This window comes from Pseudomonas sp. SORT22, assembly GCF_018417635.1.
In the GTDB taxonomy this organism is placed as follows: domain Bacteria; phylum Pseudomonadota; class Gammaproteobacteria; order Pseudomonadales; family Pseudomonadaceae; genus Aquipseudomonas.
In genome coordinates, this window is sequence record NZ_CP071007.1 from 5,767,988 (window position 1) to 5,789,682 (window position 21,695).

The window sequence follows — 21,695 nt, forward strand, 5'->3', positions numbered from 1 at the left end:
CACGCAATCTTGTGCACCTTCCAAGGTGTCTCCTTACAGGCAACCTTAGCCGCCTGGCCTTCCTTTGGGCGAAAAAAAACCCGCCGAAGCGGGTTTTTCTTCTAATGCGTCACAGTTTACGCAAGTTCTGCGAAGCACTCTTCGATGATTGCCAGACCTTGGTCCAGTTGCTCATCAGGCGAGGTCAGCGGAACCAGGATACGCAGGACGTTGCCGTAAGTGCCACACGACAGCAGGATCAGACCCTTGTCACGCGCCTTGGCCACAACCGAGGCTACAGCGGCAGCGTTAGGGGTGTGGGAACCGGCTTTGTCGAACACTTCAATAGCGATCATCGAACCCAGGGCACGCACGTCACCGATGATCGGGTGCTTGTCCTGGATCTTGCGCAGGCCGGCGACCAGGCGCTCGCCAACGGCCTTGCTGCGGTCCAGCAGTTTTTCTTCTTCGAACACTTCCATCACGGCCAGGGCCGCGGCGCAAGCGATCGGGCTACCAGCGTAGGTGCCGCCCAGGCCGCCTGGAGCGATGGCGTCCATGTACTCGGCCTTGCCGCACACACCGGCCAGCGGGAAGCCGCCAGCGATGGACTTGGCGAAGGTGGTCAGGTCTGGAGCAACGCCCATCTGTTCCATGGCGAAGAAGGTACCGGTACGGCCAGCGCCGGTCTGAACTTCGTCGGCGATCAGGAGGATGCCGTGCTGGTCGCACAGGGCACGCAGGCGCTTCATGAACTCTTTCGGCGCAACGTAGAAACCACCTTCGCCCTGAACTGGCTCGAGGATGATTGCGGCGATGTCACGGGCTTCGGCGTCGTTCTTGAAGATGCGTTCGATGGATGCGATCGAGTCGTCGATGCTCACGCCGTGCAGTTCGTTCGGGTAGATGGCGCGGAAGATGCCGCCTGGCATCAGGCCCATGCCGGCCGAGTAAGGCACGACTTTACCGGTCAGGCCCAGGGTCATCATGGTGCGACCGTGGTAGGCGCCGGTGAAGGCGATTACGCCAGCACGGCCAGTGGCGGCACGGGCGATCTTGATGGCGTTCTCAACGGCTTCGGAACCGGTGGTAACCAGCAGGGTTTTCTTGGCGAAGTCGCCTGGCACCTTGGCGTTGATCTTTTCGCACAGCTCGACGTAAGGCTCGTAGGCCAGTACCTGGAAGCAGGTGTGGGTCAGCTTGTGCAGTTGGGCTTCAACGGCAGCGATGATCTTCGGGTGCACGTGACCGGTGTTCAGTACCGCGATACCGCCGGCGAAGTCGATGAACTCGCGGCCTTCGACGTCAGTGACGGTGGCGTTTTTTGCCGACTCGGCGAAGATCGGGTGGATCTGGCCAACACCGCGTGGAACAGCGGCGACACGACGTTGCATCAAAGATTCGTTGGTCTTGCTCATAATGTCCTCAATTCGCCACACACAAGGTGGCGCGATTCAAGTCGGAGTGGCCGGTATTCAACTGCAGGCAGCATGCGTTGATCGACTGCTGCAGGGGCCCAGGCCACTGGATGTACGGTGTAAAAAAGGCCAGCGAGACGTCGCTCTCGCGCCCCGCTGGCAGAGGTAAAGCTTTACGCTGCGATCAGACGCTGATGCACAGGTATTTGATTTCCAGGTAGTCCTCGATGCCGTACTTGGAGCCTTCGCGGCCCAGGCCCGAAGCCTTGATACCACCGAACGGCGCGACTTCGTTGGAGATCAGACCGGTGTTGATACCGACCATGCCGTATTCCAGGGCTTCGGCGACACGGAACACGCGACTCATGTCACGGGCATAGAAGTACGAGGCCAGGCCGAACTCGGTGTCGTTGGACATGGCGATGACTTCGGCCTCGTCCTTGAAACGGAACAGTGGCGCCAGCGGGCCGAAGGTTTCTTCCTTGGCCACGGCGGCGTTCTTAGGTACGTCGACCAGAATGGTCGGCTCGAAGAAGTTGCCTTCGATCAGCTTGCCGCCGCTGAGCACCTTGGCGCCCTTGGCGACTGCGTCTTCGATGTGTTCCTGGACCTTGGCCACGGCCTTGCCGTCGATCAGCGGGCCGGTAGTGGTGCCGTCTTCCAGGCCGTTGCCGATTTTCAGCTTGGCCACTGCGGCCTTGAGCTTCTCGGCGAAGGCATCGTAGACGCCGTCCTGAACGTAGATACGGTTGGCGCAGACGCAGGTCTGGCCGTTGTTGCGGTACTTGGAGATGATCGCGCCGTCGACGGCCTTGTCCAGGTCAGCGTCGTCGAACACGATGAACGGCGCGTTGCCGCCCAGTTCCAGGGAAACCTTCTTGATGTCTTTGGCGCATTCGGCCATCAGTTGGCGACCGATCTCGGTGGAGCCGGTGAACGACAGCTTGCGCACGATCGGGTTGCCGGTCAGCTCGCTGCCGATGTCGCCGGCGCTGCCGGTGACTACGCTGAGCACGCCAGCCGGGATACCGGCACGGGTGGCCAGCTCAACCAGGGCCAGGGCCGAGTACGGGGTTTGCGAAGCAGGCTTGAGCACCATGGTGCAGCCAGCGGCCAGGGCCGGGCCGGCTTTACGGGTGATCATCGCCGCCGGGAAGTTCCACGGGGTGATGGCTGCGGTCACGCCGATCGGCTGCTTGATCACGATCAGGCGCTTGTCTGGCTGGTGGCCCGGGATGGTGTCGCCGTACACGCGCTTGGCTTCTTCGGCGAACCACTCGATAAAGGAAGCGGCATAGGCGATTTCGCCCTTGGCTTCGGCCAGTGGCTTGCCCTGCTCGGTGGTCATCAGGCGGGCCAGGTCATCCTGGTGCTCGATCATCAGCTCGAACCAGCGACGCAGCTTGCCAGCACGTTCTTTGGCGGTCAGCGCACGCCAGGCCGGCAGCGCCTTGTCGGCGGCCTCGATGGCACGGCGGGTTTCAGCGGCGCCCATCTTCGGCACAGTGCCGATGATCTCGCCCGTTGCCGGGTTGTTGACCTTGATCGTCTGGCCGTTGTCCGCGTCCAGCCACTCTCCATTGATGAAGGCTTGCTGGCGGAACAACTGGGCGTCTTTAAGCTGCATGTCGGGCTTCCTTAACTGCACCGTGCAGGCACGGAGCGAATTATTGATTGTAGAAAAAGGAGAGCGTTTGAAATCTCAAACGAATCCTAGGATCAACGACGAGAAAGGACAATAGGGTGTTCGAAAAAAAGAACAAAAAGCGCTGTGCGGCGAATTTTTTCGGATCAACGTCACTTTTGGCCCGTGGAGTGTGCGAAATCGACCACAGCCATTTCGACGATGGACGCCGCCAGCCTAGATGGGTATCATGGCGCCCGCGTTGCACTCGTAGCTCAGCTGGATAGAGTACTGCCCTCCGAAGGCAGGGGTCGTGGGTTCGAATCCCGCCGAGTGCGCCATATCGATCAAGGCTCAGGTGAATACCTGGGCCTTTTTTGTTTTCCGGCCCAGTTACTCCCTGTGTGGGAGCGGGCTTGCCCCGCGATCCGATACGGCAGGCAGACCGCAATCGCGGGGCAAGTCGGGTCGCCGCACCGCCGCCCCTACCGGGTTAGAAACTCAGGCGCGCACCGGCGTACAGCGTGCGCCCAGGCCCCGGTTCGTAGTAGCGCCCGGAGCCATCGTTGATGCGCAGGTTGTCGTAGTACTGGCGGTCACTGAGGTTATCCACACCCAGGTACGGCTCCAGGGTCTGGCCGCCAAGATCAAACTGCTTGCCAAGGCGCAAGTTGAGCAAAGCGACCCCGGCCACCCGCGCGCTGTTGGCGTTGTCGGCGTACTGCGGGCCGTAGGCATTCATGTTCACGCGCGCATAAAAGCCATCACGCTCGTAAGCCACTTCGCTAAACAACGTCTGACGCGGGATGCCCGGCAGGCGGTTGTCGTCAAAGCCGTTGAAGTCGGTGTAGCGGTAGTTGTTGAAGCTGTAGGCCATGGACAACCGCCAGTGCTCCAGCACCTGGTAGTCGGCGCTCAGCTCAACGCCGTCGCGGCGCGACTTGCCGGCGTTGCGGTAGAAGGTCTGGCCGCCGTCGACGTAAGGCACCAGCTCATCCTCAAGCGCGATGCTGTAAAGCACCGCCTCGGCGCGCACGTCGCTCCATTCGCCTTTGATTCCCAGCTCACGGTTGAGCGCCCTGGCCGGTTGCAGGCCCGGGTTGAAGCCGCCGCCCGCCGGGTTGGCCAGTTCGTTGACCGTGGGCGTTTCGAACGAGGTGGCGACGCGGGCGTAGACCAGGTAATGCTCGCTCAGGCGATAGCTGAGGCCGGCGCTGTAGTTCCAGTCATCCAGCGTGCGCGAGCCGGAGTCGTCGCCGTCACGCTCGAAGCGGTCGTCCACCGCCAGGCGCATGCTGTCGTAGCGCCCGCCCAGGGTCAGTTGCCAGCGCTCGCTGAGGTCGATGCTGTCTTGCAGGTACAGGCCAACGCTGCCGGCCTTCTCTTGCTGACGCAGGGTCAGCGCCCCGGTGCCACCGCCGATCTGGTTGTTGTGGCGTTCACGCTCATCGCGCTGCTGTTCAAGATCGACACCGGCGGTGACCTGTTGATCCAGGCCGAACCAGCTGGCCTTATGGGTGTACTGCCCGCCTACCCCGGCGAACAGCCGGGTGTAGGAGGTCTGCCCGCCATTGGCGTAAGGCAGGCGATTGCCAAACTCGCGGCGTCCCAGCCAGCTGCGCACTTGATAACTGTCGGCCTCGCCAAGATCGCCGGTCCAGTTCAGCGCCAGACGCTGCTGGGTGATGTCTTCGTCGGAGTTGTACAACAGGCTCTGGGCGCGGGCCTGGTCACGTTTGGCGTGCACTTCGGCGAGGGTCAGGGCGCCAGGGTCTTCGGAACGGTTGTCGAGCGCCTGGAACGTTACCCCCAGTTGCCCTGCATCGCCCTGCCAGCGCAGCTTGCCGGTGAGGTTGCGCGCCTCGGAGCTGGAGTGCTGGCGATAGCCGTCGAGGTTGGTGACATTGAGCGCCAGCAGGCCGCCAAGGTTGCCGGAGGTGCCGCTGGTTTCCGCACGCAGGCGTTGGTAGCCATACTCGCCACCACTGACATCGATGGACGATTGCGGTGTCAGCGACGGCTCTCGGGTCTGGATTGCCAATACCCCGCCTGCACCGTTGCCATAAAGCGTCGAGGCCGAGCCGCGGATCACTTCGACGCGCTCCACCAGGCCCAGGTCAACGCCGTCCATTTCGGTCTGGCCATCGGGCATGGTCAGCGGTACGCCGTCGACCATCACGCGAATGCCGCGCATGCCGAAGCTCGAACGCGCACCAAAGCCACGAATCGACAGGCGCATGCCCTGGGCCATGTTGTAGCGGCTCTGCGACACGGTGCCGGGCACGGCCGAAAGCAGGCCATCGAGGGTCAGCAGTTGCTCGCCGGGCTTCTCGGCGATGTCCACGGCGCTTACCGAAGCCGGGGTCTGCAACCAGGCGGAATTGACCCGGGTCGAGGTCACTTCCAGCGGCGCCAGTTCGACGCTGTCGGCACAGGCGCTACCGGCGCCGAGCAACAGGAGGGTCATGACGGAGTGCCGCCTGGTAAACATGCTGAATCCTTGAATCGATAGGGACAGAAAACGCAGGAAAACCTGCGCTGAAAAAATTGGCGCAGCAGCAACAGCCAGTTATAAGGCAAAATGCTACTAACTGATTCGCATTTAACGAGTCAGACCCCTGGAATACACCAGCAAGAAGGATCTTTATGAAGCGGTTCGCTGTGACCCCGGCCCGGTGGGTCGGGATGTTGTGCTGCCTGTTCGCCTTGAACATCGCACAGGCCAAGGACGACGGTACCGACCCCTCCGTCACCATCGAAAAGGACATTCTACGCACCGTGGTGGCCGAAGACGGCAGCTACGCCGCCACCCAGGACCTGGTCCTGCTGATCAATGAAGAACGCGCGATCCAGGCCAAGGCCCAGCAGTCGTTGTACTACAACCGCACCCTGGAAACCCTCGAGGTGACCCAGGCCTACACCCAGAAGCCCGATGGCCGCAAAGTGCAGGTCAGCCCCGAGCAGATCAAGGAGCAACAGGAGCAGCAATCGTCCCAGGCGCCGATGTTCCATGACAGCCTGGTCAAGGTAGTGATTTTCCCCGAAGTCGCCGTCGGCGATCGCCTGGTGCTGAGCTTCAAGAAACAGCGCAAGACCCCGCTGTTCCCTGGCCAGTTCGAAGACCTGGCGATGCCGCAGTTCCACCCGACCCAGCAGTTCACCCTGATCTACGACCTGCCGAAGAACCTCAAGCTCAATGCCGAGGCCAAGGGCTTCAAGGCGTCCAGCCCGAAGGCCGAGCCTGGTCGCAAGGTCTACCAGTGGGATTATGTGCAGGGTGACAACGCCCGTACAGAACTGGGCGCAGTAGCCTACTCGGACTACGGCAAGTACCTGGCGGTTTCCACCTTCGCTGACTACAGCGAGTTCGCCAAAGCCTACGCGGCGCGCGCCAACAGCGAAGTGACGCCCGCCATCCGCGAACTGGCGGAAAAGCTCACGGCCAAGATCGACGACCCGCGCGACAAGGCCCTGGCCCTGGGTGACTGGGTGCGCCGCAACATTCGCTACGTGGCGGTTTACATCGGTGCTGGCGGCGTGGTGCCGCATGCCGCCGATACCGTGCTGAGCAACCGTTATGGCGACTGCAAGGACCACGTGGCCCTGCTCGAAGCGCTGCTGGCCGCAGTCAATATCGACAGCACCCCGGCGCTGATCAACCTCGGCAATGCCTACGCCCTGCCCAAGGTGCCGACCCTGGGCGTGATCAACCATGTGGTCACCTACATCCCGAGCCTGGACCTGTACCTGGACTCCACCGCCGAAGCCATTGCCAGCGGCTACCTGCCCGCTCCGGTGCTGGACAAACCCACCGTGCTGACCCGCTCCGGCAAGCTCGGCCACACTCCGGCCACCCAAACAGGCCTGGTGCACAACAGCACCACCTACACCGTGGCCAGCAGCGGCGCCGCCGACTTCAGTCACGCTTCGAAAATCGACGGCTGGGCCGCCGAAATGAACCGCTGGATGATGCGCAACATGCAGCCGGCCGAGCGCGACCTGCTGACCCAGCGCATCCTCGCCGCCTACGGCCAGCGCGGCAGCGGCAAGATCAGCAGCGACGACCTGGAAACCAGCGGCGCCTTCGAGATGCACATCAACGGCCGCAGCGAAAACCTGGTCAACCTGCCCGGCCCGATCGGCGTGCCGACCCTGACCAGCCTGGCTGGCGGCATCGCCCAGAATATCTTCGGCTTTATCGCTGAAAAGCAGCGCACCCAGGACTTCACCTGCATCTCCGGCATCACCGAAGAACAAGCGCGCTTCGAGTTCCCGGCCGACGTCAAGATCATCGCCGCGCCCAAGCCTGTGAGCCTCAAGGACAAACACTTCGACTACAGCGCCGACTATGCTCTGCAAGGCAACAGCCTGGTGATCAAACGCCGCCTGGACTTCCACAACCCGAAAGCGGTGTGCAGCGTGAAAGACTTCGAAAAGATGAAGCCAACCCTGGACGCCATGCTCAACGACCTGAACAGTCAGGTGATCGTGCAGAAGAGCTGAGGTCCTGCGCCCTGCCAAATCCCTCGGGAGGTCAGCAGGGCGCTGTCACTGTTACGCCAACGTCGAAGTCTTTGATAAACTCCGCCGCGCCCTGCGCTGCGTCACGCAAGCGGAACTATCAAAAGGAATTGTCATGGCAATGGTTTTTTGCCGCGGTTGTGCCATGGAAATCCATGAAACGGCACCCAGCTGCCCACAGTGCGGCGCCCCTCAGACTCCCTCTGCCACCACGCAACCTGCCGGCAAGCGCTTGTCCTGGATGGCAGCCAGCTCGCTGATCCTGTGCATCGCCTGTGTATTGACGCTGTTCGAACCAGCCAGCTGGGATCGTAACACCCTGTGGGGGATGGGCTTGTTTGCACTCACCGGGCTGGTCCTGAGCTCGCTCAGCCTGGTCAAAAAAGAACCGCGAACCTACATGGCAATTACTGGCGCGGTGTTGTCAGGCGTTTTGCTCATTTTGCTGATCTGGCTAGTCATGTAAGGGACAACACATGAATATGGTTTTTTGCCGTGGCTGCGCCAAGGAAATCCACAACAGCGCCGTGGCTTGCCCAGCCTGCGGTGCACCGCAACCTGCTGCAACCTTCACTGCAGCACCTGCGCCAGCCGGCATCTGGTACGTTGAACTACTGAAGAAATACGCCATGTTCTCCGGTCGGTCACGCCGCCAGGAATACTGGCTGTTCATCCTGGTCACCTTCCTGGTGTACATGCTGGTGCCCTATCTCGACCGCGAGCTCCGTACCGGCACGCTCTTCGCTTACCTGTACAGCGTGGCATTGCTGGTCCCGGGCATTGCCGTAGCCGTTCGGCGCATGCACGACACCGACCGTAGCGGTTGGTGGCTGCTGTTCCCGCTCGTCAACCTGATCTTCCTGTGCCAGGACAGCCAGCGTGGCCCGAACCGTTTCGGCCCAAACCCGAAAAACACCTGATCACGGCTTGATCGAGAGTCAAAGCAAAGCGGCCATCATTGGCCGCTTTTGCATTTTTGCGCCCATGACGTTTTTCAATCACATCGATGCCGCTTTCGCCCTTGCCCTGCAGCGATCTGTACACGATTCTTTAGCTATCTGCCGTCACCCACTCCCAGCATCGCAGAGGCCTCTATGAAAACCGTGGCACAGCTTCTAAAAACAAAAGCCCAGCAGCACCACCAGGTTCACACCATCGGCCCCGACCACATGGTGCTCGATGCGCTGAGGTTGATGGCCGAGAAGAACGTCGGTGCCCTGCCGGTGGTGCAGGACGGGCGTGTGGTGGGGATCGTCAGTGAGCGCGACTACGCGCGCAAGATGGTGCTCAAGGGCCGTAGTTCGGTGGGCACGCCGGTCAGCGCGATCATGAGTGCGCCGGTGATTACCGTCGACCCGCACCAGAACGTCGAATACTGCATGAACATGATGACCAACAGTCACCTGCGCCACCTGCCGGTGGTCGAGAACGGCGAGCTGCTGGGCCTGCTGTCGATTGGCGACCTGGTCAAGGAAGCCATCGCCGAACAGGCCAACATGATTCTGCAACTGGAACAGTACATTCGCGGCGACTGATTCGCGGCGGGCTCAGCGGTATTCGCCCTCCAGCTCATCGAGCTGGTGGTCGAAGCTGCGCAGGCGCGCTGACCAGGTGTACACCAGCACTTCCAGGTCGCGGTTGAGCACCGCGGCGCCGCGCCCGCTGCTCTGCTGCGAGTCGCACAAGTCCAGTTGATAACGCTCCCGGGCCATTGCAGTGGCAACCGTAGACAGCTCGCGGGCGTTGTCCAGCCAGTGGCGGCGGTGGTCATGGGTTTCACGGTCGAGCTCGCGGCACTGGCGCTTCAGCGCTTCCAGGCTCTGCTCCAGCGGCGTGCCTTCAAGCTCGCCCATTACCTCCTGGAAGGTACGTCCGGGCTGCCAGTAACTGCCCCAGAAATAACGGTCGAAGACGGTTTCGACCCGGCGCAAGGCAACCTTGGTGTTCCAGATAGCCACCAAGGTTCGCCCTTGGGCCAACTGGCGTTTGCTCACCCGCAGTTGCTGCCAGGCAATCCACGCCAGCGCGGTCAGGGCCAGCGCCCCGATCACGCCCCCGGCGGCGTAAAGAAATACCAGAGCCTGACCCAACTGGTGGGTCTGTTTGATTCCATAGAAATAACCGACGGTCAGCAGCCCCAAGGCGGTCACGGCACACCAGAAACCGGCGGCATAGGGATCTTTCATTGGCGCTGTCCCCTTGTTGTTTTTCCTGAGCATAGCAACGCCATTCGCCGGTCGATGTGCCGCTCGGCGTTTATTTTTTCGGACGCCGCAGCGCCTCGTTCAGCTGGTCGAACGGCACGGCCCAGTCGGAGTCTTCGATAATGCTTTCCTTGAGAAATGCCCGCTGGCTCTCGGTCCAGAACGGTGCATCAACCAGCTTTATTTCATTCTTGAGCGGCGAGTGGCTGGTGATGAACTGGTCAATGCCCTGGGGATCATCAGCCAGGCCCAGCTGTTTGAAGAGCTCCGAAAACGGATGAATATTTGATTCCATGCGTGACTCCTTGGGGCCAGGACGGGCATCCACGACGCCAGCCTGGCAGTGGGTTGATCATCAGCAAACCTCACGCACTTCGGCGTTCGGTACCAGTTTCAGGTATTGCGTCATGTTCATGTGGATCAGGTGATCGTGATCACCGGCCTCGACATAGATATCGCCCTGACGGGTCAGGGTCGGGTCGAGCAGCATCTTGATCGAGTAAGCATCGCCCAGTGCCGGAATGGCGCCACGCTCGCAGTCGCCGAACAGATGCGGCAGCCCGCTTTCATGGGTCATTTGCCAGGCGCCGGTGGCGCGCACCTTGCTCATGTCCAGGTGACGGTTGGCCGGTAGCACGGCCATCAGATAGTTGCCATGGCGGTCGTCGAGCATGACCGACTTGGCCACCCGCTCGGCGGGCACTCCAGCGGTACGGGCCGACTCAAGGCTGGTAGATGAGTGCGGGTGAGAAATGATGTCGTAGTCGCAGCCGGCCTTGTCCAGGCACTGCTGCAGGGTTTTTGCCATACGCATGATGCACCTCCGGATACAGCGCCCCCACTTCTGAAGTTTAGGCCGTGCTGCCGCAAGCAGCCGACTAAACTTATTGGACACGCACAGCCCGGGTGAATTCAGGTGATCGCTCGCTGGTGTCGGCACCTGCTGGTTTTATTGATGCTCGGCGCCCTGACGAGCGGTGTGGCTGCGCCCGGCAATCCGGTGCTGGTACTGAGTATCGACGACGCCATCGGCCCGGCCAGTGCCGACTACCTGATACGCGGCCTGGAGCAGGCCAAGACGCAGCAGGCGCAATTGGTGGTCATCCGCCTCGACACCCCGGGCGGGCTCGACAGCTCGATGCGCGCGATCATCAAGGCGATCCTCGCCAGCCCCGTGCCAGTCGCTACCTTCGTCGCCCCCGGTGGCGCCCGGGCGGCCAGCGCCGGCACCTATATTCTCTACGCCAGCCATGTCGCAGCCATGGCCCCGGGCACCAACCTCGGCGCCGCCACGCCGGTGCAGATCGGCGGGATGCCAGGCCCGCCGAAAGACCCGGCTGCGCCCACCGGCGACAAGCCAGCACCGAGCAGCGAACAAGACACCCTGACCCGCAAGCAGATCAACGACGCTGCCGCCTATATTCGCGGTTTGGCGCAACTGCGCGGGCGCAATGCCGACTGGGCTGAACAGGCGGTACGCGAATCGGTCAGCCTGCCGGCCAACGAAGCCTTGCGCCTGAAAGTCATCGACCGCATCGCCAACGACCTGCCCGACCTGCTGCGCCAGCTCGATGGCAAAAGCCTCGAAGCCGCCGGCCAAGCCGTGCAGTTGCACACCGCCAACGTCAGCATCATCGAACGCGAGCCGGACTGGCGCACGCGCCTGCTGGCGGTGATCACCAACCCCAGCGTGGCGCTGATCCTGATCATGATCGGTATCTACGGGCTGATGTTCGAGTTCATGAGCCCGGGCTCCGGGGTCGGCGGGGTGATCGGTGGCATCTGTCTGCTGGTGGCCCTGTATGCCTTGCAGTTGTTGCCGGTGAGCTATGCCGGTGCGGCGCTGATCCTGCTTGGCATCGCCTTCATGATTGCCGAGGCGTTCCTGCCCAGTTTTGGCGTGGTCGGCTTTGGCGGCATCGTTGCCTTCGTGGTCGGCGCGGTGATCTTGATGGACACCGACGTGCCCGGCTTCGGCATCCCCCTGGCGCTGATCCTGACCCTCGCCCTGCTCTCGGCGCTGCTGCTCGGCGGCGTGCTGGGCATGGCCATGAAGGCGCGTCAGCGCGCGCTGGTCAGTGGCGATGCCGGGCTGGTGGGTAGCCTGGCGACGGTGATGGCGGTCAATGACAGCGACCCGTTCATCGGTTCGGTGCAGGCGCAGGGTGAACAGTGGCAGGCCCAGTGCCAGACGCCACTGCAGGTGGGGCAACGCGTCCGGGTGATGACACGCAAGGGCGTACTACTGGACGTCAGCGCCGAGGCACAACCACCGGCGCAAGGAGACTGAGATGTTTTTCGAACTGGGCTTTGGCGCCTTGCTGGCGCTGCTGGCGGTATTGTTGCTGTCGGCCTTTCGCATCCTGCGTGAATACGAGCGCGGGGTAGTGTTCCAGCTCGGGCGCTTCTGGCGGGTCAAAGGGCCGGGGCTGGTGCTGTTGATTCCGGGGATCCAGCAGATGGTCCGGGTCGACCTGCGCACCGTGGTGCTGGATGTGCCGCCACAGGATGTCATCACCCGCGACAACGTCTCGGTCAAGGTCAACGCGGTGCTGTACTTTCGCGTGCTCGACCCGCAGAAGGCGATCATCCAGGTCGAGGACTTTCTCATGGCCACCAGCCAACTGGCGCAGACTACCTTGCGCGCGGTGCTGGGCAAGCATGAGCTGGACGAACTGCTGGCCGAGCGCGAACGGCTGAACCTGGACATCCGCCAGGTGCTGGATGCGCAAACCGATGCCTGGGGCATCAAGGTGGCCAACGTCGAGATCAAGCATGTCGATCTCAACGAGTCGATGATCCGCGCCATTGCCCGCCAGGCTGAGGCTGAACGTGAGCGGCGGGCCAAGGTGATCCATGCCGAAGGTGAACTGCAAGCCTCGGAGAAACTGATGCAAGCGGCAGAAATGCTCGGCCGCCAGTCGGGGGCGATGCAGCTGCGCTACATGCAGACCCTGGGCAGCATTGCTGGCGACAAGTCGTCGACGATTGTCTTTCCGTTGCCGATAGAGATGCTTAAAGGGCTTGTGGATAAGTGAGACTCATCGCGAGCTACCAGCCACCACCCAACGCCAGGAACAAGCCGATCTGCCCCATCGCCACCTGGGTATTGGCCGCCGCCAGTTGCGCGCGCATCTCGGTGTAGGTGCGGGTCGCCTGCAGGTCCGCCAGGAACGACTCACGCCCGGCCTGGTAAAACCTATGGGTCTGGTCTGCCGCCAGTTGCGCCGAACGCTCGGCATCGGCCAAGGCATCGCGGCGCTCCAGCAAGGCGCTGTATTGCGCAAGGCTGGTCTGGGTTTCGCGAATGGCGTTGAGCACCACCCCGTCAAAATGCGCCAGCGCCGCCTGGGTCGAAGCTTGCGCCTCACGGATGCGCGCCCGCGAACCGTTGGTCGGTACATTCCAGGTCAGCAGCGGGCCGAAGCCCCAGCGGTTGGTCGCAGGTTTGCCGAGGTTTTCCAGGATACCGATGGTGCCCACCTGGGCACCGATGCTGATGTCCGGATACAACTGCCCGGTGGCTACGCCGATAGTCGCCGTGGCCGCGGCCAGGCTGCGTTCGGCCTGGCGGATATCCGGACGGCGCTTGAGCAGCGCGGCGCCATCGCCAACCGGCAGCACCTGGGCGATATGCGGTAGCTCGGCGCAATCGGCGGTTCCGGCCGGCAACTGGTTGAGCGGCTTGGCCAGCAGCATCGACAAGGTGTACAGGCCCGCTTCACGCGCAGCCTGGTAACGCGGCAGCTCGGCGCGCAAGGATTTGAACTGGGTTTGCGAGCGGGTCACCTGGGTTTCGTCACCACGCCCGGCACCGCGCAGGCGTTGGGTCAGGGTCACGCTCTGCTGCTGCAGGTCCAGGGACTCATGGGCGATATGGTATTCCTCGTTGGCCGCGCAGACCTGGGTGTAGGCACGTACCACGTCGGCCACCAGGGTGATGCGTGCGGTATCGGCGGCGGCCTGGGTCGCGTCGGCATTGGCCTGGGCGGCCTCGACGCCACGCTTGAGGGTGCCCCACAGGTCGAACTGGTAAGACGCGCTGATGATCGCCTCGCCGATGTTGGCCACCGGCACTTTCTCTGGTTGCAAAAAGGCTTCGCCGGACTCCTGCAAACGCTGGGCGCCCAGCTTCACACCGCCGTTCAGGCCACCCTGGGCTTCGGCCTCTTCGACCTGGGCACGGGCCTTGGCGATGTTCGCCGCCGCCACACGCAGTTCGCTGTTGGCCGCCAGGGCCTGGCGCACCAGCTCATTGAGGCGTTCGTCCTGATACAGGTGCCACCAGTCTTTCGGCACGGGCGCCGAGACCACGCTGCTGGCGTCCTGGCGCAGTTGGCCCTGCAAGTCGGCGCGCTGGATCGCGGCATCCTCGGGCACGTTGCAGTCCGGCCCGACCATCTGGCAGGCCGACAGCAGCAGGCTCAAGCCGAGCAGTGACAGCCGTTTCATTGGCCCTTGTCCTCAAGGATCGACACCGTCGCCGTACGCCCGGCGATCATGCGAAAGTCTGCCGGCACCTCATCGAAGGCAATCCGCACAGGGATCCGCTGGGCCAGGCGCACCCAGCTGAACGCCGGGTTGACGTTGGGCAGCAGGTTGGCGCCGCTGCTGCGGTCGCGGTCCTCGATACCGGCGGCAATGCTCTGCACCCGCCCGCTCAGTCGGGTGTTGTCGCCGAGCACGCGGATATCCACAGCCTGGCCGATGTGAATGCCGGCCAGCTTGGTTTCTTCGAAGTAGCCATCGACGTGGTAGGAGTCGCTGTCGACCACCGACAGCACCGGCCGCCCGGCGCTGACGAATTCGTGGGCACGCGGCGCGCGGTCGTTGAGGTAGCCATCAACCGGGCTGCGCACCACCGAACGGTCGAGGTTCAACTGCGCAGCATCCACCGCCACCTGGGCTTCGGCCAGGGCCGATTCGGCGCGGGCCTGGCGCGACTGGCTCTCTTCCAGTTGCTCGGCGGCCACCAGGTTACCCAGGCCACGATTACGCCGGGCTTCGCGCTGGGCCTGGGCCAGGGTTTCCTTGCGCTCAGCCAGGGTCGCCTGGGCCTGGCGCAGGGCCAGGTGGAAGCGGTCCTGGTCGATGGTGAACAGCACGTCGCCACGCTTGACCACCTGGTTGTCGCGTACCTCTACCTGCTGGATCAAACCGGAAACATCAGGGGCGATCTGGATCACGTCGGCGCGGATGTGCCCGTCCCGGGTCCAGGGGGCGAACATGTAGTACATGACCATCTGCCAGACCAACACGGTCGCCAGCGTCACTACCAGCAGGGTCAGGACCACGCGGCCCAGGGTCAACAAGGGTTTTTTCATGGCAGCATCAGGTTTCGGCAAAAGTGATCGACCGTGCCGAGCAGCACGGCGTAAAGCGCAACGTTGAACAACGCCCGGTGCCAGACCAGGCGGTAGAAATGCACGCGGTTGAGCAACGCGTGCACACCGAGAAACAGCAAATAGGTGACGACCATCATCACCAGCAGCGTGGGCAGGAACACCCCGCTGATATCCAGATCTCCGATCACAGCGGCGCTCCATCGATGCCATAGGGCAGTTGTTGCTGATCGTCGGAGGGCTCAAGCACCACCTCGACCCCCGGCAACAGCGCCAGGCGCAGGCCGCTCAAGGCGTGCAACAGGTGCACCCGGGCCTCGGCGCTGTCGGCCAGGTCGTTGAGGTTGAGGGCGCGACGGGCGCGCTCCATGCTCTGCAACAGCACCTCGGGCGCGTGCAGCCGACGGCGCGCGTGCAGGCAGGCCTGAAAGTGTTCGCCCACCTCTTCCACCACCCGCTCCAGCAACTGGCGCGGCTGCGCGCCGACCCGTGGCATATAGGCCAGCAGGTCGAGCAGGTTCAGGCCCACGCGCAGGTCTCGCAGGGCGGTGCCGGTGTCCTGGCCGGTCTGGGTCAGGCGCGGCAGTTGCTGCATCAGCCGGTCGAGCATCTGCACGCCCAGGTGCCGGTGCTCAGCCAGCGTGGCCGGCTGGGTCATGCCGACGATGTCGTGCCAGCTGAAACGGGTCAGGCGCTTGGCCGCAAGCTCAACGCCGAACGGGCGCACCACCAGGGTCCAGACGAAGGCGAACAGCAAGCCCACCGGCCCGGCCAGGTTGGCGTTGATGAAGGTCAGGAAGTTGGCGTCGTAGGCGCCCTGGATGCTGATGAACGAGGCGGTGTTGACGATAGTCAGCAAGGTGCCCAGGTAGAAGCGCGGCTGCACGGTCAGGGTGCCGACGCAGATGCACGGTATGGCGAAGGCCAGCACCAGCATCGGAAAGTCATGCAGGTTGGGCAGCACCAGAAACAGGTAAAGGCTGGCAAACAGCACCGACAGCGAAGTCCAGAAGAAGAACCGGTAGATCTGCGGCGCCGGATCGTCCATGGCGGCAAAGAAGCTGCAGGCCACGGCGGCGAGAATCACCGCGCTGCCGCCGTCGCCCCAGCCGAGCAAAATCCACAGGGTGGTGGCAACGATGATCGCGCTGACGGTGGAGAACACCGAGTAGAGCATCAGCCCCCGGTCGAAGAACGGCGTCAGCCGGCCCAGGCGCCAGTGCCGATACACCGCGCGCCAGGGCGAGAGGTCTTCGTTGCGGATGGCGTGCTGCAGGCTGCAACAGTCTTGCCACAGGTCGGCCCATTCAGCCAGGCGATAGAGCGCGTTGGACAGCAGCAGCGAGGCGCGCTCATCAAGGGCGGCGGCGCTCGGTTGCATATGTTCGATGTGCGCACGCAACGCCGACCAGCGTGCCGGCGATGGATCCTGCGCGGTGCCCTGCAGCCAGGCGCGGGCTTCGCTCAGCAATGGCTGCAGCTGTTCGCTCTGGGCCGGGGCACGGCCTTCGAGGGCGAGCAAGGCGTCGTCGAGGGCATCGATCACCGGTAGCAGGTGGATCATCCGCCCACGTAGCTCGCGGGCATTCTTCACCGTTTGCGGCCGTGCGCCTTCATGGGACAACTGGCCGATCATCAGCTCCAGCGAGTTGAAGGTGGTGACCATCGAGGCACGCAAGCCGCCGACTTTATCGGCAGTCGCCTCGCGGGCCAGGAAGGTATCGCTGTAGCGGATCGCCTCGTTGAACCAGTTGCCAGTGGCGCCAACCAGCACCGGGGTCAGGCGCCGTGGCCAGAAGATCGCTCCGACCACTGCCGCACAGACGATGCCCAGGCAGATCTCCTGGGCCCGCGACGAGGCAATGTCGAACACTGCCAGCGGGTCGTCGACCACCGGCAGGGCGATCATCGGCAGGGTGTAGCCGGCCAGCATCAGCGCATAGCTGTTGGCGGTGCGCAGGTGCAGCGAGAGGAACAGCAAGGTGCCGGTCCACAGCGCCACGGCGACGGTCAAAAGCACTGGCGTCTGCACCAGCAGCGGCACCAGGAACACCGCCCCGGCAGCGCCGAGCAAGGTGCCCATGGCGCGATACAGGGCCTTGGAACTGGTGGGCCCGACGAACGGGCTGGAGACGATATACACCGTAGCCATGGCCCAGTAAGGCCGGGGCAGTTGCATGAGCAAGGCGATGTACAGGGCGATCATCGACGCGGCGAAGGTGCGCACCCCGTAGAACCAGTCGCGCGCCGGCGGCATCGAGCTGAAAAAACCGTTCACGTCGGCACGCCCGGGGTGCGCTGGGCAGCGTCTTCGAAGGCGCGCAGCACACGCAGGGTGGCCAGCAGGTCGGCTTCGTCGATGCCCTGCAGCACTTCGCGGCGCAGGCGCACCAGTTCGCCTTCGATGGCTTCGGCCAATACCCGACCGCTGGCGGTCAGGCTCAGGGCCTTGGCCCGGCGATCGACCGGATCTTCCGTACGGCAGACAAAGCCTGCATTGCACAGCTGGTCGAGCAGGCGCACCAGCGACGGGCTTTCGAGCCCCGCCGCCTGGGCTACGGCGACCTGGTGCACGCCATCGCCCAGGCGCACGATCATCAGCAAAGGGACCGCGCAGGCTTCGGAAATGCCGTAGCCGGCCAGGGTCGCCTGGCAGATGCGCCGCCAGTGCCGGCCGGCCACCACCATGCCGCTGCTGATGTTGAGTTGCAGTGCGTCGAGGGTCATGAAGGGAGGTTCGTGGCTATATTCATAGTTTGCTAACTATCAATATTCTTCGATCACCGCCCCTGCCGTCAATAGTGGCTGACAAACGTCATGTTCAAGGTTGCAGTTGATCGTCCAGCTTCATGTTCAGCGCCAGCTTGCTGCCCAGGCTGATCGCCTGCTCGCGCCAGAACAGGTAACGCAGGGCGTTGTTGACCTCGCTGAAATGCACCGCCAGCTCTTCGGCAGCCTGCATCACTCCGGCCACGGCGGCCAGTTCCAGCCAGTACACGGCGGCCTTGCTGTCGACGTTGACCGTCAGCCCATGCAGCAGGCGATAGCCGACCTCGAAGCGGCAGCGTGCGTCACCGCGCTGGGCGCCGCGCAGGAACCAGCGGTAGGCCTGCTGCAGGTCGACCTGCCAGTCCTGGCTGTCGCTGTCACAGATTTCTTCTTCGTAGAGATCACCCAACGCCGCGGCGGCGTGTTCCAGGCCACGCTCGAACGCCTGCTGGTAGTACTCCGCCGCACTGGCATAGGCGACCTCCACTCCCTTGCCGAAGTAATGCTGCTGGCCGAGGTTGAACCAGGCTGCGGCACTGCCCTGCAGGGCCGCCATACGCAGCAGGTGCCCGGCCAGGGTCGGGTCGGCGCGCCAGTACTTGCCATTGAGCCAGATCCAGCCCAGGTCGTTGAGCGCGCCGACGTTGCCTTCCAGGGCCTGGGCGCGCAGGTCGTCGTACACCGCCTGCAGGTCGCTGGCTTCGTCCAGGCGGCTGATCAGGGCGAAACTCTCGCCCAGCACTGCCCGCTGGCTGGGCATGCCGACCCCGGCGTACAACCGCTGCAGGCGGCCAGGGCGGCCGGGCGCAGGGATGATCCGCTCGGGCAACAGGCGCTCAAGCAGTGGGTAGATGTTGCTTGCAGCTGACATGTTCGTCCTCATTGAACTACCCACAGATCCAACAGCGGGAGTGATGAGGCGTGATTCTGCGCACGGCCACGACAAAACCTGTCGCGAACGATTCAGTTAGGGCACTCAACTGCTTCATCCTTGATCTGGATACATAAATGGCTAATTGCCATATCACTGCGCTGGCGCCATGCTACAACCGCAAGCCTAGACAAGGACGCCACCTTTTGCCCTCCGCCACGACACGCGCCACCCTCAGCCGCCAATGGGAGTTGCTGCGCCAGTTGCCCAGCCGCTCACCGGGCATTACCAGTGCCGAGCTGGTTGGCCGCCTGCAGGACGCAGGATTCACCATCAGCAAGCGCAGCATCGAACGCGATCTCAACGAGCTTTCGCTGATTTTTCCGCTGGAGCGCAACGACAAGAGCATCCCGTACGGCTGGCACTGGGCAGCCAACGCCTGCATTGAATTGCGCGGTATCAGTGTCAGTGAGGCGCTGAGCCTGGCGCTGGTGGAAGAGGCGGTACGCCCGCTGTTGCCGGGGAGCATGCTCAAGGTGTTGGACCCGCGCTTCAGCCATGCCCGGCAGAAGCTCGAACACCTGTCGGGAGCGAACAAGGTGGCGCGCTGGCTGGACAAGGTCGCCAGCGTACGCCCGGACATGAACATGCAGGCCCCGGAAGTGCCCGACAGTATCCTCGAGACCGTGCAGCATGCGCTGCTTGAGGAATACCAGCTGCACTGCCAGTACTACTCGGCGCACAACGACAAGCTCAGCGAACTGACCCTCAACCCGCTGGCGTTGATTCAGCGCGGCCAGGTCAGCTACCTGATTGCCACCGCTGCGCCCTATACCGACATACGCCAGTTCGCCGTGCATCGCTTTCGCAAACTGCGCATTCTCGACAGCCCCACCGAAGGCCTGCGCGCCTTCGACCTGCAAGCGTACCTGCGCAGCGACGCCCTGCAGTTCGGCGATACCGACAAGATCGAACTGCAGGCCTGGATCAGCGACAACCTCGCCCGCCTGGTGCGCGAGACGCCGCTGTCGGCCGATATGCACCTGACCCCGCTGGACGCCGGGCACCGCCTCAAAGCTACCGTCAGCAACAGCTGGCAGCTGCGCTGGTGGCTACTGAGCCAGGGTGACGGGCTGATCGTCGAGCAGCCCCTGAGCCTGCGCCAGCAAATTGCCGAAACCCTCAACAATGCTGCGGCGCAGTACCAAAGCGCCTGAGCCGCTCAGCGCTGCATGCCCCAGCGACGCACAGTGATGCGCTCCAGGGTGTTGAACACCAGGCTCTCGACCAGCAAGCCGATCAAGATCACCACCGCAAGGCCAGCGAACACCTTATCGGTGTACAGCTCGTTGCGGTTCTGGAAGATGTACCAGCCCAGCCCGCCCTTGCCGCTGGTGGCGCCGAACACCAGCTCGGCGGCGATCAGCGTGCGCCAGGCAAAGGCCCAGCCAATCTTCAGCCCCGAGAGGATCGACGGCAGCGCCGCCGGAATCAGGATATGCACGACCAGGCGCAAGCCGCGCAGGCCATAGTTGCGCCCGGCCATGCGCAGGGTCTCGGAGACGCCGAGAAAGCCGGCGTAGGTATTCAGCGCCAGGGCCCAGAGCACCGAGTGCACCAGCACAAAGATCAGGCTGTTGTCGCCCAGGCCGAACCACAGCAGCGCCAAGGGCAGCAAGGCAATCGCCGGCAAGGGGTTGAACATCGAGGTCAGGGTGCTGAGCAGGTCGCGGCCGAACTGGGTCGACACCGCCAGGCTGGTCAGGCCAAAAGCTAGAACGATGCCCAGTAGGTAACCCTTGAGCAGCACCACCAGTGACACCCCAACCTTGGCCAGCAACTCGCCGCTGAGCAGGCCGTCGTACAGGGCCGCGGCGGTTTGTAAAAAGCTCGGCAGCAGCAGGTCGTTGCCCTGATAGCGGGCGATGGCTTCCCAGGCCAGAGCCAGCAGAATCAGGATCAGGCCCTTGCGCAGCCAGCCCTGTTGCCAGAGGCGTTGGCCGAGCGGCAATTGGCGCTCAAGCGGAACGCTGAGCAGCGGTTCGAGAACCACTTCGTATTCCTGACGCGGCGTAACAATCGTGGTCATGGCAAAACTCCCGGTCAGTAGGCAATGCGAATGTCGGCGAAACCCAGCGCCGGGTCGTGCTCGACCTGGGCATCATCGTCGAACAGCAAGCGGTGGATACGCCGCGCCGAGGCCTGGAAATCACTGGCGCCAAGGCTTTGCAGGTTGTACTGGTGGCTGTGGATTTCAGCGCGTACCCGGCCCGGATGGGGCGACAGCAGGAGGATGCGGTTGCCGACCACCAGCGCCTCTTCGATCGAATGGGTAACGAACAACAGGGTGAAGCGCACCTCTTCCCAGAGCAGCAGCAACTCTTCCTGCATCTTGCGCCGGGTCAAGGCGTCGAGGGCGGCGAAGGGTTCGTCCATCAGCAGGATCTTTGGCTGCATGGCCAGCGCCCGGGCAATCGCCACGCGGGCTTTCATGCCGCCCGACAGGGTATGCGGATAGGCATCAGCGAAACCCGCCAGACCGACCTTTTCCAGGTAATGCAAGGCGCGCTGTTCTGCCTCCTTGCGCTTGAGCGTGCCCGAGGCGAGCAACGGGAACATCACGTTGTGCTTGACGGTTTTCCACGGCGGCAGCTGGTCGAATTCCTGGAACACCACGATGCGATCCGGGCCCGGGCCATGCACGGCCTGGCCCTGCAGGCGGATCTGCCCTTCCCGGGGCTCGATGAAGCCGGCCACCGCCTTGAGCAGGGTCGACTTGCCGCAGCCCGAAGGCCCGAGCAGGACAAAGCGGTCGGCTTTGTCCACTTCGAAACTGACCTGGTGGGTAGCCCGCACCACGCGCTGCGCGGTGCGGTATTCGAGGCTTAGGTTATCCACCTGCAGCAGCGGCGGCGTGGCGACGCTGCTCAGCTTGCTGACCGTGTGGCCTGGCAATGGGGTGTTCAT

21 protein-coding genes and 1 tRNA gene are annotated in these 21,695 nt (G+C 63.3%); 8 read left to right on the forward strand and 14 right to left on the reverse strand.

Annotated features, from left to right (window positions below; all coding sequences use genetic code 11):
* Positions 1–116 precede the first annotated feature (116 nt).
* Positions 117–1,397 (reverse strand): 4-aminobutyrate--2-oxoglutarate transaminase, encoded by a 1,281-nt coding sequence (gabT, locus tag JYG36_RS26430; RefSeq protein WP_038997739.1) that lies wholly within the window; start codon positions 1,395–1,397, stop codon positions 117–119.
* 184 nt (positions 1,398–1,581) lie between these two features.
* Complete coding sequence (gene gabD / locus JYG36_RS26435) at positions 1,582–3,024, reverse strand: NADP-dependent succinate-semialdehyde dehydrogenase (RefSeq protein ID WP_045201748.1); 1,443 nt, start codon at positions 3,022–3,024, stop codon at positions 1,582–1,584.
* Positions 3,025–3,285: 261 nt separating this feature from the next.
* On the opposite strand from gabD, the gene JYG36_RS26440 reads away from it, so the two are divergent.
* Positions 3,286–3,362 (forward strand) — tRNA-Arg (locus JYG36_RS26440).
* A gap of 152 nt (positions 3,363–3,514) precedes the next feature.
* Here JYG36_RS26440 and JYG36_RS26445 read toward each other — a convergent pair.
* On the reverse strand, positions 3,515–5,488 hold the full coding sequence (locus JYG36_RS26445) for a TonB-dependent receptor family protein (protein WP_249744383.1): 1,974 nt from the start codon (positions 5,486–5,488) through the stop codon (positions 3,515–3,517).
* Between the two features lie 179 nt (positions 5,489–5,667).
* Here JYG36_RS26445 and JYG36_RS26450 point away from each other — a divergent pair, with 179 nt between their 5' ends.
* The 4 genes from JYG36_RS26450 (at position 5,668) to JYG36_RS26465 (ending at position 9,077) form a co-directional block, all read left to right on the forward strand.
* The gene (locus JYG36_RS26450; protein WP_093377423.1) at positions 5,668–7,524 is read left to right on the forward strand and encodes a DUF3857 domain-containing transglutaminase family protein; all 1,857 of its coding nucleotides are present in this window, start codon (positions 5,668–5,670) and stop codon (positions 7,522–7,524) included.
* A 133-nt stretch (positions 7,525–7,657) separates the two neighbouring features.
* The gene (locus tag JYG36_RS26455) at positions 7,658–8,008 is read left to right on the forward strand and encodes a DUF4190 domain-containing protein (protein WP_213602769.1); all 351 of its coding nucleotides are present in this window, start codon (positions 7,658–7,660) and stop codon (positions 8,006–8,008) included.
* 10 nt (positions 8,009–8,018) lie between these two features.
* Positions 8,019–8,462: a DUF805 domain-containing protein gene (locus JYG36_RS26460; protein WP_408980934.1), complete on the forward strand. Its 444-nt coding sequence runs from the start codon at positions 8,019–8,021 to the stop codon at positions 8,460–8,462.
* 174 nt (positions 8,463–8,636) lie between these two features.
* On the forward strand, positions 8,637–9,077 hold the full coding sequence (locus tag JYG36_RS26465) for a CBS domain-containing protein (protein WP_010222085.1): 441 nt from the start codon (positions 8,637–8,639) through the stop codon (positions 9,075–9,077).
* A gap of 12 nt (positions 9,078–9,089) precedes the next feature.
* Here JYG36_RS26465 and JYG36_RS26470 read toward each other — a convergent pair whose 3' ends face one another.
* The 3 genes from JYG36_RS26470 to JYG36_RS26480 form a co-directional block, all read right to left on the reverse strand.
* Entirely contained in the window at positions 9,090–9,728 is a 639-nt protein-coding gene (locus JYG36_RS26470; protein ID WP_045201740.1) for a hypothetical protein, read from the reverse strand.
* 70 nt (positions 9,729–9,798) lie between these two features.
* Positions 9,799–10,041 (reverse strand): DUF2789 domain-containing protein, encoded by a 243-nt coding sequence (locus JYG36_RS26475; RefSeq protein WP_093377442.1) that lies wholly within the window; start codon positions 10,039–10,041, stop codon positions 9,799–9,801.
* A gap of 60 nt (positions 10,042–10,101) precedes the next feature.
* Positions 10,102–10,560 carry an aminoacyl-tRNA deacylase gene (locus tag JYG36_RS26480; RefSeq protein WP_045201736.1) on the reverse strand — a complete coding sequence of 153 codons (459 nt, stop codon included), beginning with the start codon at positions 10,558–10,560 and terminating at the stop codon, positions 10,102–10,104.
* A gap of 102 nt (positions 10,561–10,662) precedes the next feature.
* Here JYG36_RS26480 and JYG36_RS26485 point away from each other — a divergent pair, with 102 nt between their 5' ends.
* Both JYG36_RS26485 and JYG36_RS26490 read left to right on the forward strand, forming a co-directional pair.
* Complete coding sequence (locus JYG36_RS26485; protein ID WP_213602770.1) at positions 10,663–12,036, forward strand: NfeD family protein; 1,374 nt, start codon at positions 10,663–10,665, stop codon at positions 12,034–12,036.
* Between the two features lies 1 nt (position 12,037).
* A complete protein-coding gene (locus tag JYG36_RS26490) occupies positions 12,038–12,784 on the forward strand; it encodes a slipin family protein (protein WP_038997749.1) in 747 nt (248 codons plus the stop codon).
* 13 nt (positions 12,785–12,797) lie between these two features.
* Here JYG36_RS26490 and JYG36_RS26495 read toward each other — a convergent pair whose 3' ends face one another.
* The 6 genes from JYG36_RS26495 to JYG36_RS26520 all read right to left on the reverse strand — a co-directional run bounded on the left by JYG36_RS26495 (position 12,798) and on the right by JYG36_RS26520 (position 18,728).
* Positions 12,798–14,198 carry an efflux transporter outer membrane subunit gene (locus tag JYG36_RS26495; RefSeq protein ID WP_213602771.1) on the reverse strand — a complete coding sequence of 467 codons (1,401 nt, stop codon included), beginning with the start codon at positions 14,196–14,198 and terminating at the stop codon, positions 12,798–12,800.
* Positions 14,195–15,070, reverse strand: coding sequence for an efflux RND transporter periplasmic adaptor subunit (locus JYG36_RS26500; protein WP_093377456.1), 876 nt, complete (start codon positions 15,068–15,070; stop codon positions 14,195–14,197). The genes JYG36_RS26495 and JYG36_RS26500 overlap by 4 nt, the downstream gene beginning before the upstream one ends.
* Positions 15,067–15,279, reverse strand: coding sequence for a DUF1656 domain-containing protein (locus tag JYG36_RS26505; protein WP_045201729.1), 213 nt, complete (start codon positions 15,277–15,279; stop codon positions 15,067–15,069). The genes JYG36_RS26500 and JYG36_RS26505 overlap by 4 nt, the downstream gene beginning before the upstream one ends.
* Positions 15,276–17,366, reverse strand: a complete 2,091-nt coding sequence (locus JYG36_RS26510; RefSeq protein WP_213602772.1) for an FUSC family protein — start codon at positions 17,364–17,366, stop codon at positions 15,276–15,278. Before JYG36_RS26510 ends, JYG36_RS26505 begins: the two co-directional genes overlap by 4 nt.
* The gene (locus tag JYG36_RS26515; RefSeq protein WP_045201724.1) at positions 17,363–17,815 is read right to left on the reverse strand and encodes a MarR family winged helix-turn-helix transcriptional regulator; all 453 of its coding nucleotides are present in this window, start codon (positions 17,813–17,815) and stop codon (positions 17,363–17,365) included. The genes JYG36_RS26510 and JYG36_RS26515 overlap by 4 nt, the downstream gene beginning before the upstream one ends.
* A gap of 94 nt (positions 17,816–17,909) precedes the next feature.
* On the reverse strand, positions 17,910–18,728 hold the full coding sequence (locus tag JYG36_RS26520; RefSeq protein ID WP_045201722.1) for a tetratricopeptide repeat protein: 819 nt from the start codon (positions 18,726–18,728) through the stop codon (positions 17,910–17,912).
* 206 nt (positions 18,729–18,934) lie between these two features.
* On the opposite strand from JYG36_RS26520, the gene JYG36_RS26525 reads away from it, so the two are divergent.
* Positions 18,935–19,945, forward strand: coding sequence for a helix-turn-helix transcriptional regulator (locus JYG36_RS26525; protein WP_045201720.1), 1,011 nt, complete (start codon positions 18,935–18,937; stop codon positions 19,943–19,945).
* A 5-nt stretch (positions 19,946–19,950) separates the two neighbouring features.
* Here the strand turns inward: JYG36_RS26525 and JYG36_RS26530 are convergent, their stop codons facing one another.
* Both JYG36_RS26530 and JYG36_RS26535 read right to left on the reverse strand, forming a co-directional pair.
* Complete coding sequence (locus JYG36_RS26530; protein WP_093377466.1) at positions 19,951–20,817, reverse strand: ABC transporter permease; 867 nt, start codon at positions 20,815–20,817, stop codon at positions 19,951–19,953.
* Between the two features lie 14 nt (positions 20,818–20,831).
* Positions 20,832–21,695 carry an ABC transporter ATP-binding protein gene (locus JYG36_RS26535; RefSeq protein WP_213602773.1) on the reverse strand — a complete coding sequence of 288 codons (864 nt, stop codon included), beginning with the start codon at positions 21,693–21,695 and terminating at the stop codon, positions 20,832–20,834.